We start from the raw sequence: 17,966 nt of genomic DNA on the forward strand, positions 1-17,966 counted from the left end.
CAGGCATGGGTTACAAGACCATTCTCACCGTCGTCACCCGCCAGGGTCAGACCGCACAGCTCGAGGCCGCCGTGACGCTGGCGCGGCGCGAGGACGCCCATCTCGACGTATTCTGCCTGGGCGTCGATCACACCCAGACCGGCTACTATTACGCCGGCGCCTCGGCCTATGTGTTCCAGGAGGCGATCGACCGGGCCATGGCCTCGGCCGAGGCGCTCGAGACCGAGGTCAAGGCGCAGCTCGCCCCCGAGGACATCCGCTGGTCCACCGAAAGCGCCGTGGCGCAGATGGGCGGCGTCTCGGCGCTGATCGCGCAGCGGGCGCGGTTCTCGGACCTCGTGGTGCTGAGCCAGCCCTATGGCGAGGGCGCGGCGCCCGACGCCGAGGCGGTGCTCGAGGCGGCGCTCTTCGAGGGCAGCTGCCCGGTGCTGGTGCTGCCGCATGGGTTCACCGACGTGGCGGGGCTGGGCCGGCGGGTGCTGATCGCCTGGAACCAGTCCGACGAGGCGCTGGTCGCGGTGCGCCGCGCCATGCCGATCCTGCGCGCGGCCGAAGCCGTCGAGATCGCGGTCGTGGACCCCTCGCCGCACTCGCCCGAGGGCTCGGACCCGGGCGGCGCGCTCTGCCAGAAGCTGACCCGGCACGGGGTCAAAGCCGACATCGCGGTGCTGGCCAAGACGCTGCCCACGGTCAGCGAGGTGCTGAACCGCCGCGCCGCCGAAACCGGCGCCGACCTCGTGGTGATGGGCGCCTACAGCCACTCGCGGCTGCGCGAGGCGATCCTCGGCGGGGCCACCCGGCACATGCTCGAGCGGGCGCCGCTGCCGATCCTGATGGCGCGCTGAGGGGTCAGTCGGCGGTTACAGGCGGGCCGGGGGACCGGCTCGCCCCCCTGCCCCGCCGCGCTCACGCGGGCGGGTCAGCAGGGCAGTCCGCCGTCCGAATCGTCGCCGCTTTCGGCCGCGAGGCGGTGGAAATCGGGGATCACCACCCGGCGGCTGCCCTCGAGCGCGATGACCCCCTCGCGCCGCAGGGCCGAGATCTGCCGGCTCACCGTCTCGAGCGTCAGCCCGAGATAGTCGGCCATCGCCTCGCGCCCGAGCGGCAGGTCGACCACCGTGCCGCCGGTGGGCAGGCTCTGACGCAGCACTGCCTCGCGCCGGGCGAGGATGGTGAGGAACGAGGCGATCTTCTCGCGCGCCGACTTGCGCCCCAGCAGGAGCAGCCAGTCCCGCGCCGCGTCGAGTTCGTCGAGCGTCATGTCGAGCAGTCGCGCCGCCACCCGCGGGCTCGAGTGCAGCAGCCCCTCGAACGGGCGGCGCCGGAAGCAGCAGAGCAGCAGTTCGGAGAGTGCCGTGACGTCATAGGGCGAGCGGTCGCGGCCGGGCCGGCCGAGGAAATCCGACGGCAGCAGCAGGCCCACCATCTGGGTGCGCCCGTCCTCCATCGTCTGGCTGAGGCCGGCCACGCCCGAGACGACCGAGGCCACGAAGTCCATCCGCTCACCGGCCAGCCCGATCACCTGCCCCGCCTCATAGCGGCGATAGTACTTGCTGCCCTCGAGCGCGGTCAGTTCCGACGGCTCGCAGGTCGCGCAGACGGCCCGATAGCGGATCGGGCAATCCTCGCAGGGAACCTGCAGCGGGTGGCAGCCCGCGGGTGATATGGACTTGACCTGTGTCAATGCTGGCCTGTGTGATGCTTGTATCTGACTAGGCGCATGGAACAGGAATCGCAACTCACCCGGCTGGGACTGTTTGACGCGCGAGTGCCGCGCTACACGTCCTATCCCACCGCGCCGCATTTCAAGCCCACGATCGGGGCCGGGGATTTCACCCGCTGGGTCGAGGCGATCCCGCCCGGCGCGGCGATCTCGCTTTACATGCACGTCCCGTTCTGCCGCCGGCTGTGCTGGTTCTGCGCCTGCCGGACGCAGGGCACGCAATCGGACGCCCCGGTGCGCGCCTATGCCGACGTGCTGATCCAGGAGCTGGCGCTGCTCAAGGCACATCTCGCGCCCGGCGTGACGCTGTCGCGGCTGCACTGGGGCGGCGGTACGCCGACGCTGATGCCGCCGGACATGATGCGGCGCGTGGCGGGCGCGGTGTTCGACGCCTTCCCGCTGGCGCCGGGGGCCGAGTTCTCGGTCGAGATCGACCCCAACGAGATCGACGAGGCGCGCATGGACGCGCTGGCCGAGGCGGGGCTGACCCGCGCCTCGATCGGCATCCAGGACTTCGACCCGGCGATCCAGGCCACCATCGGCCGCGACCAGAGTTTCGAGGTGACCGCCGAGGCGGTCCGCATGATCCGCGCCCGCGGCATCGAAAGCCTGAACGCCGACATCCTCTACGGCCTGCCGCACCAGACCCCGCAGCGGATCGCGGATTCGATCCAGAAGCTGATGGCGCTGTCGCCGGACCGGATCGCACTTTACGGCTACGCGCACGTCCCGTGGATGGCCAAGCGGCAGGTAATGATCCCGGACGCGGCGCTGCCTGACCCGCAGGCGCGGCTGGCGCTGTTCGAGGTCGCGCGGCGGCTGCTGGTCGCCGACGGCTATGACGAGATCGGGATCGACCACTTCGCCCGCCCCGGCGACGGTCTGGCGGTGGCGCAGCGGGCGGGGCTGCTCAGGCGGAACTTCCAGGGCTACACCGACGACCAGGCGACGGCGCTGGTGGGGATGGGCGCCTCGTCCATCTCGCGCTTCCCGCAGGGCTACGCGCAGAATGCGCCCGCGACCGGCGCCCACGTCAAGGCCATCCGCGAGGGACGCTTCTCGACCACCCGCGGCCACGCGTTCACCCCCGAGGACATCTGGCGCGCCCGGATGATCGAGGCGCTGATGTGCGACTTCGAGATCCGCGCCGACGAGTTCATCCGCGACCACGGCTTCACGGCCCCCCGCCTCGCGGCGCTGTTCGCCCCGATCAAGGCGCAGTTCGGCGAGATGGTGACGGTGAATGCCGCCGGGCTGTCGATCCCCTTCGAGGGGCGCCCGCTGACCCGGATGATCGCCCGGATGCTCGACGGCTACGAGATGGAGGCCAAGGGCCACAGCCCGGCGATCTGAGCGGATTGGCGGTGCCGGACCGGGGCGCTGCCCCGGACCCCGGGATATTTGGGTCCAGCCCGAGGTGGGGTGGGCCGGTCGACGCGCGCCCTCTGGCTTCGTTCTGGTCCAGATACCTCCGCCGGAGGTGCCCGCTCAGCGGCCGAGCTTGGCGTGCACTTCGTCCAGATCGACCTCGCCCTTCGGCAGCTTGTTGTCGGGGTCGTCGAAGTCGTAACGGAAGAGCTGGAAGTCCTTCTTGTAGATCTCCCACACGAGGTGCCGCGACAGGTCGTCGAAGTAGTCGCTGACCTTGTGCAGCCGCTTCGGCCCGTGCCCCTCGCTCTCGTTGAAGCGCGGCACCGTGGTCACGTCGAGCTTCACCGGCGTCTCGGCGGCGTCGAGCACCCGCTGCATCCCCTCGTTGAACTTCTCGGTGAAGAAGATCTGGTCGTAACGCCCGCCGTTCACGATGAAGGTGGCGATATGGCCGGACATGGCCGACCAGTGGATGTCCGGCTCCATCGGGCGGCGCCAGCGGATGGTGTCGCGGGCGAAGAGCAGGAAGCGGCGGAAGCTGGCGATCTGGTCGAAGGCGAAGTCGTTCTCGGGCGAGCCCACGTCGACGCCGTAGCGCTGCATGAGCTGCGGGATCAGGTTGCCGCGGTAGCGCTTGCCGTTGCGCTGGATGCCGGCGATCTTGTCGAAGAACGACGACAGCACCCGCGCATAGGGGTTGCGGACACAGGTGAAGCTGACCGGCTTGCGCGCCGTGACCGCGCGCTCGATCGGCTCGTGGCTGTGCTCCTGGTTCCACTTGTGCAGGCCGGTGGTGGAATCGTGGATGTCACCGTCGAAGTAGCGGCCGTGGTCCGAGTAGAACATGATCTGCCCGATGGTCGAGCAGGCGCATTTCGGCACCACGCGATAGGCGATGCTCTCGCTTTCGGTCATCCACGTTCCGGGGAAACCCATGACGCATGTTCCTTTCCGCCGCGGCTTTCGGCCGGGTTGCCCAAGCCCATAAAATCGTTATGGACGCAAAGCAACGCGCCCGTTGGCAATTTCCTGTCCGAGCCGCCGCGCCGGGTCCGAAAGGGCGGCGCGGCGTCGGTTTGAGTCGAGTTCCATGGCCCGCATCGCCTTTATCCTGCTCTGCCACAAGGACCCCAAGGGGGTCATTGCGCAGGCCCGGCGGCTGACCGGCTCGGGCGACTATGTCTCGATCCATTTCGACGCCCGCGCCAGCGCCGCGGATTTCGACCTGATCCGCACGGCGCTGGCCGACAACCCCGGCGTGACCTTCGCGGCACGGCGGCTGAAATGCGGCTGGGGCGAGTGGTCGCTGGTCGCAGCCACGCTCGAGGCGGTGCGCGCCGCGGTCGCGGCGTTCCCCGCCGCCACGCATTTCTACATGCTCTCGGGCGACTGCATGCCGGTCAAGTCGGCGGCCTATGCCCACGACTACCTCGACGCCCACGACCTCGACTACATCGAGAGTTTCGACTTCTTCGCCAGCGACTGGATCAAGACCGGCTTCAAGGAAGAGCGGCTGATCTATCGGCATTTCTTCAACGAGCGCACGCAGGCGCGGCTGTTCTACGGCAGCTACGAGCTGCAGCGCCGGCTTGGCCTGACCCGGCCGGTGCCCGCCGACCTGCAGGTGATGATCGGCTCGCAATGGTGGTGCCTCAGGCGGCAGACGATCGAGAAGGTGCTCGCCTTCTGCGACGAACGCCGCGACGTGATGCGGTTCTTCGCCACGACCTGGATCCCGGACGAGACGTTCTTCCAGACCGTGGTGCCGCACGTGGTCGCCCGGCGCGAGATCCGGTCGCGGACGCTCACCTTCCTGATGTTCACCGACTACGGGATGCCGGTCACCTTCTACAACGACCACTACGACCTGCTGCTCGGGCAGGACTTCCTCTTCGCCCGCAAGATCAGCCCCGAGGCCATCGACCTGCGCGAGCGGCTGGGCGCGCTGTGGCAGGCGCCTGACCTCGACTTCCCGATCTCGAACGAGGCGGCCGGCCTCTACCGCTTCCTCACCCAGCGCGGCCGGGTCGGACGCCGCATGGGCCAGCGCTTCTGGGAGGCCGAGGGCAGCCTCGGCCGCGGCCGCACGCTGCTGCTGATCGTCTGCAAGAAATGGCACGTCGCCAAGCGTCTGACCGACGCCATCCGCGCCCACACCGAGATCCCCGCCGTCAACTATCTCTTCAACGAAACCGACGCCGCCCTGCCCGACATGGGCGGGATCGAGACGACCGTGGACAAGCGCCAGCGCCACCGCCGCGCCCTGGTGCGGATGCTCTTCGACCAGTTCGAGGCGAAGAAGCTCGCCATCTGCCTTGACCCGTCGGCGCTGGGGCTGATCCAGGATTTCGTCGAGGACAAGGCCGACACCCGCGTCCTGCTGATCGATTCGGACTTTGACGACGACTATGTGCGCGGCCACATCGCGCGCGTGGGGCTGGCCGGGCCGAACAGCCCGCCGGGGTTCGTCGGCCACCTGATCGGGGCGGTGCGCAGCGATCTCGAGCACGAGACCGAGCGGCTGCGCGACCTCGACCTCGAGGGGTTCGAGGTGATCGCGGCCCGCCATGACCCGGACCGCAATGCCGCGGCCCTCGCGCGGTTCCTCGGCGTCGAGCCCGAGCTTGCCTTGACGCTGGCCCGCACGGATCATCTGTTCGACGACTGAGACGATGCCCGCCGAGGGCCCCGACACGACGCCCAGGAAGGACCGCCCGATGACCTATGACGACAGCAACATCTTCGCCCGCATGCTGCGCGGCGAGATCCCGAACGACACCGTGGCCGAGAACGCCCACGCGCTCGCCTTCCGCGACATCCGGCCGCAGGCGCCGGTGCACATCCTCGTCATCCCGCGCGGCCGCTACGTCAGCTACGACGACTTCGCCGCCAACGCCTCGGACGACGAGATCGTCGGCTTCAACCGGCTGGTGGCCGAGGTGGCGCGGGCCGAGGGGCTGAGCCTCGCGAACGGCGGCGACGGCTTCCGCGCCATCACCAACGCCGGCGCGCATGGCGTGCAGGAGGTGCCGCATTTCCACCTGCACCTGCTCGGCGGCCGGCCGATGGGCCGGATGGTGTCGCGCGACTGAGCGCTGAGCGTCACGGTCCCCGGCAGGTCGCCCCATGCTCCACGCCTTCGCACCGCATCTGGGCGGCCTCGCCCCCCTGCCCCCGGGCGAGCAGATCGCCCGCGCCCGCTGGGTCGATCTCTACCGCCCGCTCGACGCTCAGGTGCGGCAGGTCAAGGCGCTCGGCATCGACGTGCCCACCCTCGAGGACATGGAGGAGATCGAGATCTCGAACCGCCTCTACCGCGAGGGGGACGCGATCTACATGACCGCCGTGCTGCCGGGCGAGTTGCCGGACGGCAAGCCCGTGGCGATGCCGGTGACCTTCATCCTGTCGCCCGACCGGCTGGTGACCGTCCGCCACCACGCGCCGCGGCCGTTCACCACCTTCCCGACCCGGGCCGAGCGTTCCGCCTCGGGCGTCGGCAGCCCCGACCGCATCTTCCTTGGCCTGATGGAGGAGATCGTCGCCCGCCTCGCCGACATCCTCGAGGGGGTGGGACGGGTGCTCGACCAGACCGGGGCACTGGTCTTCGACAGCAACGCCAACGCCCGCGACGCCGAGCTGCGCGCTGCCCTGCTCAGGATCGGCGGCCAGTCCGAGCTGATGGCGCGGGTGCGGCTCGGGCTTCTGTCGGTCGAGCGGGTGCTGAGCTTCTACACGAGCTGGACCGAGGCGCACCCGGACGCCGACCGGCTGCGGGCGCTGGCGAAGTCGATCAACCGCGACGTCCAGGCGCTCGAGGTGCACGCCGATTTCCTCGGCACCCGGCTGGGGATGACGGTGGACGCGACGCTGGGCCTCATCAACCTGCAGCAGAACAACACCGTCCGGGTGCTGTCGGTGGTCGCGGCGCTGTTCCTGCCGCCGACGATGATCGCCTCGATCTACGGGATGAACTTCGACGCGATGCCCGAGCTGCACTGGCGCTACGGCTACCCGATGGCGCTGGCGGCGATGGTGCTGTCGGCGCTGCTGATCTATCTGCTCGCGCGCTGGAAGCGCTGGCTCTAGCGGCCGCCGGTGAGCGACAGGAACACGTCCTGCAGGTCCGGCTGCTCGGTCGAGAGGTCCGCCATCGGCACCCCGCCCGCACGCAGCGCATCGACGATCCGCTCGGCCGGGACCCGCTCGGGCGCGTAGCTGAGCGCCAGCCGCCCGTCGGCGCGGCGCTCGGCCGCGACCCCCTCGGGCAGCGGCGGGAGGGCGCCGGCCCACGGCCCGGGGTCCACCACCAGCGTCTTGGTCTCGGCCCGGGCGAGCAGGCGCTCGGTGCGGTCCTGGATGATCTTCTGCCCGCGGTCGATGATGGCGATTTCGTCGCACATCGCCTGCGCCTCTTCGAGGTAATGCGTGGTCAGGATCACCGTCATCCCCTGCGCATTGAGGCGGCGGACGTTTTCCCACAGCATCTCGCGCAGCGCGATGTCCACGCCCGCCGTCGGCTCGTCGAGGACGAGGATGCGCGGGCGGTGGACCAGCGCCTTGGCCAGAAGCAGCCGCCGCTTCATCCCGCCGGAAAGCTGGCGGGTGTAGCTTTCGGCCTGCGCGGTCAGCCCGACCAGCGCGAGGATCTCGTCGGTCCAGCGGTCGGCCTTCGGCACACCGTAGAGCCCCGCCTGCACCTCGAGGCTGGCGCGCGGTGTGAAGAACGGGTCGATGTTGAGTTCCTGCGGCATCACCCCGATGGCGGCGCGCGACTGGCGCGGGTTCACGTCTTGGTCGAAGCCCCAGATCTCGACCTGCCCTGCGGATTTGTTCACCACCCCGGCGAGGATGTTGATCAGCGTCGATTTCCCCGCCCCGTTCGGCCCCAGAAGCCCGAAGATCGAGCCGCGTGGGATGGTCAGGTCGACGCCCTTCAGCGCCTCTTTCGCGGGGACGCGGCCGACCGCGGCATAGGTCTTGCGCAGGCCGGTCAGGCGGATCGCGGGGGCGGCAGAGGGGTCGGGATCGGGCATCGGGCGGTCCGCCTGTGGCTGGGCGACACCCCTGCCCCGCGCACCGCGACGGGTTGCGGCCGGGGATGGGGCGGCTAGAATGGCCGGGCCGTTAAACCGGCGTTTCACCGCCAGCACAAGAGAGCCTCGATGCGCGCGCCCCAGACCGAAAACCCGCTCTCCACCGATCAGGACACCGCCCAGCCGCTGCATCCGGCGCCCGTGACCGAGGTGGTGGCGGCGTGGAAGGTCGCCTGCTCGGGTGACGAGGCACTGGGACTGGGGCATCCGCGGGTGTGGCTGTCGATCGCCGAGCCGACCGGCTGGGTGGACTGCCCCTATTGCGACAAGCGCTTCGTGATCGACCGCACCCACGCGCAGGCCGGCCACTGAGACGCGACGCCTAGCGCCGGGCCCGCGCCTGACGCGCCATGACCAGCGCCACCGCCGGGACGTACATCAGCACCCCATAGAGCGCCGCCGCCAGCGGCGCGGCGCTCAGGCCCCCGGCGAGGCCGGCAAGCATCGGCACGGCCACGTTCCGCATCGGCACGGCCACGTTCCGCATCGGCAGCAGCAGCGCCGCGGTCACCGGCACGCCGTCGCCACCGGCGACGGGGGCAAGGCCCCGGCCGACGGCATGGCCCAGTACGGTCAGCGCGCCGGCCAGCAGCAGCACCGCCCCGGCCAGCGGCCAGACCGTCGCCCCGGCACGGCCGAGGATCAGCCCGGCCAGCACCATCGCCGCCAGCGCCAGCCCCGCCACGATCGGCGCCAACCGCTGAACACGGGGCGAGACGCGAAGCCGCAGCGCCCGCCCCAGCCACATCGGCAGAGCGGCGGCCAGCATCAGCGGCAGCACCACCGACCCCGCCGCCCCGAACAGCACCGCCACCACCGCAACCGCAGCGACGGCGGCCAGGCCACTCAGCGCCATGACGCCGTTCGCGAGTACGATCCGCCCGCCCGCCAGCGCCACCAGCGGATTGACCGCCACCGTCCCCGGCGAGGCGCCGAGCAGCGCGAGCGCCGCCGTCTCGGCGGGGGTCATCGCCAGCAGCCAGCCGATCGCCCAGCCAAGCAGCGCCCCGCCGACGACCTGCACCCCCGCCAGCGCCAGCGCGCCCGGCGCAGTACCGCCCGCCCCCGCGCGCGCCGGCACCGTCGCCAGTCCCGCGGCCAGGCAGACGATCGCGCAGCCGAGGGCGGCCGCCAGCAGCATCACTCGGCGGCCAGCCGCGAGATGACGATCTTGACCTCGGGCTTCTTGCCGATCTCCTCCATCGTCGCCTGGCGGACGATGCGGCGCAGCCCCTCGTCCAGCTTCTTGTCGTCGGTGGCGGTGGTCTGGTCGACCCGCTCGAGATACTCGCCGAGCTCGCTCTCCACATGGCGGGCAAGCGGCACGCCCGCGCGGCCCTGCGCGGCCAAACCCATCGTCTCGACCCAGGCATCGGGCAGCGGCTCGTCGTTCTCGTCGATGATGACCGAGACCGTCGCGTGGCCGTTCAGCGCCATGCGGATGCGGTCGCGCACGACGCCGTCCATCGCCCCGATCAGCACCGTCCCGTCGAGGTAGATGCGGCCCGTCGGCACATCATCCACCTGCCGCAGCGTGTCGCCCGACAGGTCCATCATCATCCCGTTGGTGACGATCTCGGACGCCATGCCCTTGGCCCGGCCGAGGTTCATGTGCTCGCGCAGATGCATGTGCTCGCCGTGCATCGGGATCAGCATCTGCGGCTTCAATAGGTCATGGATCGCCTCGAGGTCGGGGCGGTTGGCGTGGCCCGAGACGTGATACATCCCGTCGTCGGGGTCATAGACATCGACCCCCAGCCGGCTGAGGTTGTTCATGATGCGGATCACCGGGCGCTCGTTGCCGGGGATCGTGCGGCTCGAGAACAGGAAGCTGTCCCCTTCCTTGAGCTGGATGCCGAGATACTTGCCCATCGAGAGCTGCATCGAGGCTGCGCGCCGCTCACCCTGGCTGCCGGTGACGATCAGCATCACCTTGTTGCGCGGCAGGTCGGCGGCCTCGTCCGGGCCGATGACCTTGGGGAAGTCCTTGAGCACCCCGGTCTCGATCGCCGCCGTCACCATCTTGCGCATGGCCCGGCCCAGCAGGCAGACCTTGCGTCCCGAGGCGACGCCGGCCTCGGCCAGCGTCTTCAGCCGCGCGACGTTCGAGGCGAAGGTCGTGGCCACCACCATCTGCTTCTGCGCCATGACGAAGTCGAGCAGCGGGTTCGCCAGCAGTGCCTCGGACCGGCCGGGGTTGGGGCTGAACACATTGGTGGAATCGCAGGCGAGCGCCTTGATCGGCTGTTCCTGCGCGATGTCGTGCCAGAGGATCGGGTCGAACGCCTCGCCCACCACGGGCGTCCCGTCGAGCTTGAAGTCGCCGGTGTGCGCCACCCGCCCGGCGGGCGTGTCGATGATCAGCGCGGCGCTTTCCGGGATCGAGTGGCTGACCGGCACGAACTGGACCTTGAAGGGTCCGACCTCGACCACCTCGGGGCGCGGGGCCACGATGCGCAGCCGGTCGGTCGGCTGGCCGGCCTCTTCCAGCTTCATCCGGGCCAGCGTGCCGGTGAACTTGCGCGCATAGACCGGCACCCGCAGGCGGCTGTAGAGCAGCCCCAGCGCGCCCACGTGATCCTCGTGCGCGTGGGTGATGAACACCCCCTCCAGCCGGTCGCGGTTGTCCTCGAGCCAGCGCAGGTCCGGCATGATGAGGTCGATGCCCGGCGCGCTGTCCATGTCGCCGAAGGTCACGCCGAGGTCGACGAGGATCAGCCGCTCGCGCCCCGCCGGGCCGTAGCCGTAGACATAGGCGTTCATGCCGATTTCGCCCGCGCCGCCCAGCGGCAGATAGATCAGGCGCTCAGACATTGCCCGCCTCCCTGTTGTAATCGTGGATGAGCCGCAGCCCGTGCATGGTCAGATCGTCGTCCCAGCTGTCGAACAGGTCCTGGGTCTGGTCGAACAACGCAGCCAAGCCTCCGGTTGCGATGATCTTCATCTTCCGGCCGCGCTCGGCAGCGATGCGCTGGCAGATCTCGCGGACGAGTCCGACATAGCCCCAGAACACACCCGACTGGATGCAGGCAACCGTATTCGTGCCGATGACCTGCGCGGGCTTGGTGATATCGACGTGCGGCAGCGAGGCCGCGCCCATGTGCAGCGCCTCGAGCGACAGGTTCACGCCCGGCGCGATCACCCCGCCCACATAGGCCCCGTCCGTGTCCACCACGTCGAAGGTCGTGGCGGTGCCGAAGTCCACCACCGTCAGATCGGGGCCGTAGCGGTCGAACGCGGCCCAGGTGTTCACGATCCGGTCAGGGCCGACCACAGCCCCCGGGTCCACCCGCGGCGGCGCCGGCAGCAGCGTGTCGGGCTTGCCCACCACCAGCGGGCGGGTGTCGAAGTATCGGTTGCAGAGCACCCGCAGGTTGAACACCACCCGCGGCACGGTCGAAGAAATGATGCAGTGGTCGATCGTCACCTCGAGCCCGTGCAGCGAGATGAGCGAGCGCAGCCAGACGAAATACTCGTCCGCGGTGCGACGGTGGTCGGTGGCGATGCGCCACTGGCTCAGGAACCGCGCGCCGTCCCAGATGGCGAAGACGGTGTTGGTGTTGCCGGTGTCGATGCAGAGCAGCATCAGGGGGCCTCGTGGAAATAGATGTCGGCGGCGGGGATCACCTCGCGGCCCTGCGCGGTGATGAGGATCAGCGCGCCGGTGGCGTCGATCCCCTCGAAGGTGCCGGTGCGGCTGTGGCTGCCGGTGCGGGCGGTGATGGTCTGGCCCAGCCGCGCGGCCCGGGCGAGCCAGGCCGTGCGGATCGGGGCGAAACCCCAGGTGGTGAGCTGGGCCTGCCAGCGGGCGAAGGCCGGGGCGAGAAGGTCGAGGAACTCGGTCGGGGCGAGGGCGTGGCCGGTCGCCTCGCACACCGAGACGGCGGGGGTGGCCTCGGGCTCGAGCGTGTCGGCCGGGGGGGCGGCGGCGAGGTTGACGCCGATCCCGACGGCGAGCGCGCTGACCTGCCCGCCCTGCCCCGCGCTTTCCAGCAGGATGCCCGCGACCTTGCCGCCGTTCAGCAGCACGTCGTTCGGCCATTTGATCGCCAGCCGCGCCGTGGGACCGCAGACCAGCGCCAGCGCCTCGTGCAAAGCGAGCACGGCGACGAAGCTGTAGAGCGAGGCCTCGGCCGGCCCGCCCGCCGGGCGCAGCACCAGCGTAGCGGCGAAGTTGCCGGCGGGCATCTGCCAGACCCGCCCGCGTCGTCCCCGCCCGGCGAACTGGTCCAGCGTCAGCACCCAGGCCGGGCCCGAGAGTGCGGGGGCCAGGCGCAGCGCCTCGGCGTTGGTGCTGGCGCAGCGCGGCAGGATGTGGCGGCCGACGCCCTCGGGCCAGCCGTCAGCGACGGCGGAGGGCTCCGCCGCGGACCGTGCGGGGTCAGTCAACGGGGCGGGTGGCCACCGCCACAGGCTCCGCCACCGCGGCCTGCGCCACGACCAGCGACGCCGCCGCCCGCTCGGCGGCCCGGTCGGCGCCGAACATCGTGAAGGCCCCGATCACCATCGCCGCCGCCGCACCGACCAGCGCCACCCAGGTGGCCGCGCCGCCGTGCATCTGCACCGGCTCGTCGCGCTCAGCGCCGAAGTAGAGGTAATAGGCCATGCGCAGGTAGTAGAAGGCCCCAATCACCGAGGCGATCACGCCCAGCACGGCAAGCCAGCCCATGCCCGCGTCCACCGCCGCCTTGAGCACCCCGAACTTGGCAAAGAAGCCCAGCATCGGCGGCACTCCGGCGAGGCTGAAGAGCAGCACCAGCATCGCCAGCGCCCTCAGCGGCTCGGTCCGCGCCAGCAGGTTCAGGTCGTCCAGCGCGGTGACCGGACGCCCCCCCCGCTCCATCGACAGGATGAAGGCGAAGGTGCCGACGTTCATCACGACATAGATCGCCATGTACATCAGCATCGCCTGCACCCCGTAGACGGTCCCGGCGGCCAGGCCGATGAGCGCAAAGCCCATGTGCGCGATCGAGGAATAGGCCATCAGCCGCTTGATGTCGCGCTGGCCGATGCCGGCGATCGAGCCGAGGAACATAGACAGCAGCGCCAGCACCGCGATGATCTGCCCCCAGTCGCCCGGCACCTGCCCGAACGCGCCCCACATCAGCCGCGCGATCAGCGCCATCGCGGCGACCTTGGGCGCGGTGGCGAAGAAGGCGGTGATCGGCGTCGGCGAGCCCTCGTAGACGTCAGGCGTCCACATGTGGAACGGCACCGCCGAGACCTTGAAGGCCAGCCCGACGAGCAGGAACACCATCCCGAACAGCAGCCCCATCGGCAGCTGCTCGGCGGTGACCGCCTGCATCACCCCGGCGAGGTTGGTGGTCCCGGCGAAGCCATAGACCAGCGAGATCCCGTAGAGCAGCATCCCCGAGCTGAGCGAGCCGAGGACGAAATACTTCAGCCCGGCCTCGGACGAGCGCACGCTGTCGCGCCGCATGGCGGCCACGACATAGAGCGCCAGCGACTGCAGCTCGAGCCCCATGTAGAGGGTCAGCAGGTCGCCGGCCGAAACCATGACCATCATGCCGACGACGGCGAGCACGATCAGGATCGGCAGCTCGAACCTGAGCAGGCCCTGCCGGTCGAGATAACCCGCGCTCATCGCCAGCACCGCGGCCGCGGCGGCGAGCGCCGTGACCTTGGCGAAGCGCGCGAAGGCGTCGTCGATGAACATGCCCCAGAAGGACTGGCCGTCCACGCGGTCGCCCCAGCCCACGAATAGCGCCGCCAGCAGCAGCGCCGTGACCGAGAGCCACAGCACCGTCCCGGCCAGCCGGTCCTTGCCGAAGAACGCCCCCAGCATCAGCGCGGCCATGGCGAAGAGCGCCAGCGCGATCTCGGGCAGGATGAGCGAGAAGTTCATGTCGATTGCGGTCATCGCGGCCCCCTCAGTGGCTTGCCGCGGGCGCAGCGGCGACCTCGGTGGTCGCGGGGGCTGCGGGCAGGCTGGCGTGGTAATCATGCACGAGCGCGGCGACGGCCGGGCCGGTGATGTCGGTGACGGCGCGCGGATAGACCCCGAGCAGCAGCGTCATGGCGATCAGCGGGACGAAGATCCAGCGCTCGCGCGGGGTCATGTCGGTGATCGTGCGCAGGCTCTCCTTGACCAGCGCGCCCAGCGTCACCCGGCGGTAGAGCCAGAGCGCATAGGCCGCCGACAGGATCACCCCGGTGGTGGCGACCAGCGCGACCCAAGTGTTGACCTGGAACACGCCGAGCAGGGTCAGGAACTCGCCCACGAAGCCCGAGGTGCCCGGCAGGCCCACGTTCGCCATGGTGAAGAACATGAAGATCAGCGCGTAGATCGGCATCCGGTTCACGAGTCCGCCGTAGGCGTCGATCTCACGCGTGTGCATCCGGTCGTAGATCACGCCGACCAGCAGGAACAGCGCGCCCGAGACGAAGCCGTGCGACAGCATCTGGAAGATGGCGCCCTCGACGCCCACCTGGTTGGCCGCGAAGGTGCCGAGCGTGACATAGCCCATGTGCGCGACCGACGAATAGGCGATCAGCTTCTTCATGTCGGACTGCGCCAGCGCCACGAGGCTGGTGTAGACGATGGCGATGGCCGAGAGCCAGAACACCGCGGGCTGGGCGATGGCGGACGCCTCGGGGAACATCGGCAGCGAGAAGCGCAGGAAGCCGTAGCCGCCCATCTTCAGAAGCACCGCCGCCAGCAGGACCGAGGCCGCGGTCGGCGCCTGCACGTGGGCGTCGGGCAGCCAGGTGTGGACCGGCCACATCGGCATCTTGACCGCGAAGCTGGCGAAGAACGCGAGGAACAGCAGCATCTGCGTCCCGCCCAGCAGCGTCGTGCCGAACACCGGGATCGGCGTCGACGGGAAGTCGAAGCCCATCAGCGTCGGAATGTCGGTGGTGCCGGCCATGTTGTACATCGACACCATCGCCACCAGCATCAGCACCGAGCCGAGGAAGGTATAGAGGAAGAACTTGAAGGCCGCGTAGATGCGGTCCTTGCCGCCCCAGATCCCGATGATCAGGAACATCGGGATCAGCCCGGCCTCGAAGAACAGGTAGAACAGCACCAGGTCCAGCGCGACGAACACGCCGATCATCAGCCCCTCGAGCACGAGGAAGGCGATCATGTAGTCCTTGGTGCGGTCCGTCACCTCCCACGTCGAGAGGATGACGAGCGGCATCAGGAACGTCGTCAGCATGACGAACAGGATCGAGATGCCGTCGACGCCCAGCTTGTAGCGCAGCCCCATGATCCAGGGCTGGTCCTCGACGAACTGAAAGCCGGTGTTCTGCGGATCGAAACCGGCGAGCACGAGGCAGCTGACCGCAAAGGTCGCCACGGTGGCGACCAGCGCCAGCCAGCGGGCGTTGCTGGCCGCGGCCGCGTCGTTGCCGCGCAGGAACACGGCCATGATCAGCGCCGCGACGATGGGCAGGAAGGTGATGATGGAAAGCAGCGGATAGGTCGTCATCTCAGTTCACGCTCCGCGCCATCACCCAGATCAGCAGGCCGACGAGGCCCAGGACCATGCCGAAGGCATAGTGGAACAGGTAGCCGGACTGCACCCGGCCGGCAAAGCGGGTCAGCCGCGGAATCAGCCCCATGGCGAGCCCGTTGATCGCCCCGTCGATGGTCCGCCCGTCCCCGCCCGTCCAGAGCGCGCGGCCAAGCCAGCGCGCCGGCCGGACGAAGAGGAAGTCGTAGATCTCGTCGAAATACCACTTGTTGAGCAGGAAGCGGTACAGCGGCCGCTGCATCGCGCCCAGCTGCGCCGCCGAGCCGGGGTGGCGGATGTACATCATCCACGCCAGCGCAAGGCCCGCCAGCATGGCGAAGAACGGCGCCACCTTGACCCAAACCGGCGAATGGTGGGCCTCGTCGAGGACGTGGTTGTCGGGGTGCATGTAGATCGCCCCGCCCACCGGCGCCGGAACGGCGGTGTTGACCGTGCCCGCGGGCTGGTCGGCCGCCGCGCCCTCGGGGGCAGCCGCGGCGCCCTCGGCCGGGGCGGCGTGGACCGGGGCGGCGTGGGCCGTCTCGGCCGGTGCCATCGCGTGGTCGGCCGGGTCGGTGGCGACCGGGGCGGCGTGATCGGCCGCGGCGATCTCGTGCCCGCCATGGCCCATGTGGAAAAACTCGGCCACCCGCTCGTGACTGCCGAAGAACGGCGCGTACCAGACCATCCCCGAGAAGATCGCGCCCACCGCCAGCGCCGCCAGCGGGATCAGCATCACCGGCGGGCTTTCATGCGCGTGCTCATAGGCGTGCAGGCCGCCGTGGTGGCCGTGATCGTCATGGGCGCCATGCGCGTCGTGGGCGCCATGCGCGTCATGCGCGGCGTGAGCCACATGGCCGTGACCGGCTGCGAGGCCCTGCGGCTGCACCTCCTCCTCGGCCTTGATCTCGGCGTCCCATACCTGCTGCGGACGCGGCGCGCCCCAAAAGGTCAGGAACATCAGCCGCCAGGAATAGAAGCTGGTGAACAGCGCCGCGATGACCAGCAGCCAGAAGGCATAGGAGTGGCCCGAGGCAAAGGCGCTCTCGATCACCGCGTCCTTGGACAGGTAGCCGGCGAAGCCGATGGTGGTCAGCGGGATTCCGACCCCGGTGATCGCCAGCGTGCCGATCAGCATCGCCCAGAACGTATAGGGGATCTTCTTGCGCAGCCCGCCGTAGTTCCGCAGGTCCTGCTCATGGTGCATCGCTTGGATCACCGAGCCCGCACCGAGGAACAGCATCGCCTTGAAGAAGGCGTGGGTCAGCAGGTGGAACATGGCGACCGAATAGACGCCGACGCCCGCCGCCACGAACATGTAGCCGAGCTGCGAGCAGGTCGAATAGGCGATCACCCGCTTGATGTCGTTCTGCACGAGGCCCACGGTCGCCGCAAAGAACGCCGTCGCCGCGCCGATCAGCACGATGAAGTTCTTGGCGTCCGGCGCGAATTCATAGAGCGGCGACATCCGGCAGACGAGGAACACGCCCGCCGTCACCATGGTCGCGGCGTGGATCAGCGCCGAGACCGGGGTCGGGCCCTCCATCGCGTCCGGCAGCCAGGTGTGCAGGCCAAGCTGCGCCGACTTGCCCATCGCGCCGATGAACAGCAACACCCCGATCAGGTTGGCCGCGTTCCACTCGGTCCACAGGAACGGCACCTGCGTCTGCGCGATCTGCGGGACCTGGGCGAAGATCTCGTCGAAGCGGATCGTGCCGGTCAGCCAGTAGATGGCGAAGATGCCGAGCAGGAAGCCGAAGTCGCCGACGCGGTTGACGATGAACGCCTTCATCGCCGCGGCGTTGGCGCTGGGTTTCTTGTAGTAGAAGCCGATCAGCAGATACGAGGCGACGCCCACGCCTTCCCACCCGAAGAACATCTGCAGGAGGTTGTCGGCAGTCACCAGCATCAGCATGGCGAAGGTGAAGAATGACAGATAGGCGAAGAAGCGCGCCTTGTAGGGCTCATCCTCGGTCCAGTTGTCGTCATGGGCCATGTAGCCCATCGAATAGAGGTGGACGAGCGCCGAGACCGTCGTCACGACGATCAGCATGATCGCCGTCAGCCGGTCGATCCGCAGCGCCCATTCGGCGTGGAAGTCACCCGAGACGATCCAGTCCATGACCGGGATGTGGCGCGGCGTGCCGTCGAAGCCGAGGAAGACGATCCAGGACAGCGCGCAGGCAACGAAGAGCACCGCAGTGGTCAGGACCTGCGCGCCCTTTTCCGACATCACGCGCCAGCCGAAGCCGGCGATGATCGAGGCTGCGAGCGGGCCGAAGACGATGAACTTTTCCAATT

16 protein-coding genes are annotated in these 17,966 nt (G+C 69.4%); 6 read left to right on the top strand and 10 right to left on the bottom strand.

Going from position 1 to position 17,966, the window contains the following annotated elements; translation table 11 throughout:
- Positions 1 to 5 precede the first annotated feature (5 nt).
- Entirely contained in the window at positions 6 to 845 is an 840-nt protein-coding gene (locus tag HGN31_RS02865; RefSeq protein ID WP_168782274.1) for a universal stress protein, read from the top strand.
- Between the two features lie 74 nt (positions 846 to 919).
- On the opposite strand, the gene fnrL is transcribed toward HGN31_RS02865, so the two are convergent.
- On the bottom strand, positions 920 to 1,666 hold the full coding sequence (gene fnrL / locus HGN31_RS02870; protein WP_052171611.1) for a transcriptional regulator FnrL: 747 nt from the start codon (positions 1,664 to 1,666) through the stop codon (positions 920 to 922).
- 54 nt (positions 1,667 to 1,720) lie between these two features.
- Between fnrL and hemN the strand changes: the two genes are divergently transcribed.
- Positions 1,721 to 3,076, top strand: a complete 1,356-nt coding sequence (gene hemN / locus HGN31_RS02875) for an oxygen-independent coproporphyrinogen III oxidase (RefSeq protein WP_036699640.1) — start codon at positions 1,721 to 1,723, stop codon at positions 3,074 to 3,076.
- A 135-nt stretch (positions 3,077 to 3,211) separates the two neighbouring features.
- Here the strand turns inward: hemN and HGN31_RS02880 are convergent, their stop codons facing one another.
- Positions 3,212 to 4,030: a sulfotransferase family protein gene (locus tag HGN31_RS02880; RefSeq protein ID WP_036699638.1), complete on the bottom strand. Its 819-nt coding sequence runs from the start codon at positions 4,028 to 4,030 to the stop codon at positions 3,212 to 3,214.
- Between the two features lie 154 nt (positions 4,031 to 4,184).
- Here HGN31_RS02880 and HGN31_RS02885 point away from each other — a divergent pair, with 154 nt between their 5' ends.
- The 3 genes from HGN31_RS02885 to HGN31_RS02895 are packed head-to-tail and all read left to right on the top strand — an operon-like array spanning position 4,185 to position 7,180.
- Positions 4,185 to 5,762, top strand: a complete 1,578-nt coding sequence (locus HGN31_RS02885) for a DUF5928 domain-containing protein (protein ID WP_168782276.1) — start codon at positions 4,185 to 4,187, stop codon at positions 5,760 to 5,762.
- A 49-nt stretch (positions 5,763 to 5,811) separates the two neighbouring features.
- Positions 5,812 to 6,186 carry an HIT domain-containing protein gene (locus HGN31_RS02890; RefSeq protein WP_168782277.1) on the top strand — a complete coding sequence of 125 codons (375 nt, stop codon included), beginning with the start codon at positions 5,812 to 5,814 and terminating at the stop codon, positions 6,184 to 6,186.
- A 34-nt stretch (positions 6,187 to 6,220) separates the two neighbouring features.
- The gene (locus HGN31_RS02895; RefSeq protein WP_168782278.1) at positions 6,221 to 7,180 is read left to right on the top strand and encodes a magnesium transporter CorA family protein; all 960 of its coding nucleotides are present in this window, start codon (positions 6,221 to 6,223) and stop codon (positions 7,178 to 7,180) included.
- Here the strand turns inward: HGN31_RS02895 and HGN31_RS02900 are convergent.
- Positions 7,177 to 8,127 (bottom strand): ABC transporter ATP-binding protein, encoded by a 951-nt coding sequence (locus HGN31_RS02900; protein WP_168782279.1) that lies wholly within the window; start codon positions 8,125 to 8,127, stop codon positions 7,177 to 7,179. The two genes, HGN31_RS02895 and HGN31_RS02900, sit on opposite strands and share 4 nt — an antisense overlap.
- A gap of 129 nt (positions 8,128 to 8,256) precedes the next feature.
- Between HGN31_RS02900 and HGN31_RS02905 the strand changes: the two genes are divergently transcribed.
- Positions 8,257 to 8,499, top strand: a complete 243-nt coding sequence (locus tag HGN31_RS02905; protein ID WP_081972776.1) for a zinc-finger domain-containing protein — start codon at positions 8,257 to 8,259, stop codon at positions 8,497 to 8,499.
- Between the two features lie 10 nt (positions 8,500 to 8,509).
- Here HGN31_RS02905 and HGN31_RS02910 read toward each other — a convergent pair whose 3' ends face one another.
- From HGN31_RS02910 to nuoL, 7 genes are read right to left on the bottom strand one after another with little or no spacing between them, the layout of a single operon-like run.
- Positions 8,510 to 9,328, bottom strand: a complete 819-nt coding sequence (locus tag HGN31_RS02910; RefSeq protein ID WP_168782280.1) for a hypothetical protein — start codon at positions 9,326 to 9,328, stop codon at positions 8,510 to 8,512.
- Positions 9,328 to 11,001 (bottom strand): ribonuclease J, encoded by a 1,674-nt coding sequence (locus tag HGN31_RS02915; protein WP_036707144.1) that lies wholly within the window; start codon positions 10,999 to 11,001, stop codon positions 9,328 to 9,330. The genes HGN31_RS02910 and HGN31_RS02915 overlap by 1 nt, the downstream gene beginning before the upstream one ends.
- Positions 10,994 to 11,773, bottom strand: a complete 780-nt coding sequence (locus HGN31_RS02920) for a type III pantothenate kinase (RefSeq protein ID WP_036699624.1) — start codon at positions 11,771 to 11,773, stop codon at positions 10,994 to 10,996. The genes HGN31_RS02915 and HGN31_RS02920 overlap by 8 nt, the downstream gene beginning before the upstream one ends.
- Positions 11,773 to 12,576, bottom strand: a complete 804-nt coding sequence (locus HGN31_RS02925) for a biotin--[acetyl-CoA-carboxylase] ligase (RefSeq protein ID WP_052174777.1) — start codon at positions 12,574 to 12,576, stop codon at positions 11,773 to 11,775. Before HGN31_RS02925 ends, HGN31_RS02920 begins: the two co-directional genes overlap by 1 nt.
- Complete coding sequence (gene nuoN, locus HGN31_RS02930; RefSeq protein ID WP_168782281.1) at positions 12,569 to 14,068, bottom strand: NADH-quinone oxidoreductase subunit NuoN; 1,500 nt, start codon at positions 14,066 to 14,068, stop codon at positions 12,569 to 12,571. The genes HGN31_RS02925 and nuoN overlap by 8 nt, the downstream gene beginning before the upstream one ends.
- Positions 14,069 to 14,078: 10 nt before the next feature.
- Positions 14,079 to 15,641, bottom strand: a complete 1,563-nt coding sequence (locus HGN31_RS02935; RefSeq protein ID WP_168782282.1) for an NADH-quinone oxidoreductase subunit M — start codon at positions 15,639 to 15,641, stop codon at positions 14,079 to 14,081.
- A 1-nt stretch (position 15,642) separates the two neighbouring features.
- Positions 15,643 to 17,964, bottom strand: a complete 2,322-nt coding sequence (gene nuoL / locus HGN31_RS02940) for an NADH-quinone oxidoreductase subunit L (RefSeq protein ID WP_168782283.1) — start codon at positions 17,962 to 17,964, stop codon at positions 15,643 to 15,645.
- Between the last annotated feature and the right edge of the window lie 2 nt (positions 17,965 to 17,966).

The organism is Paracoccus sanguinis, assembly GCF_012689545.1.
Lineage (GTDB): Bacteria > Pseudomonadota > Alphaproteobacteria > Rhodobacterales > Rhodobacteraceae > Paracoccus > Paracoccus panacisoli.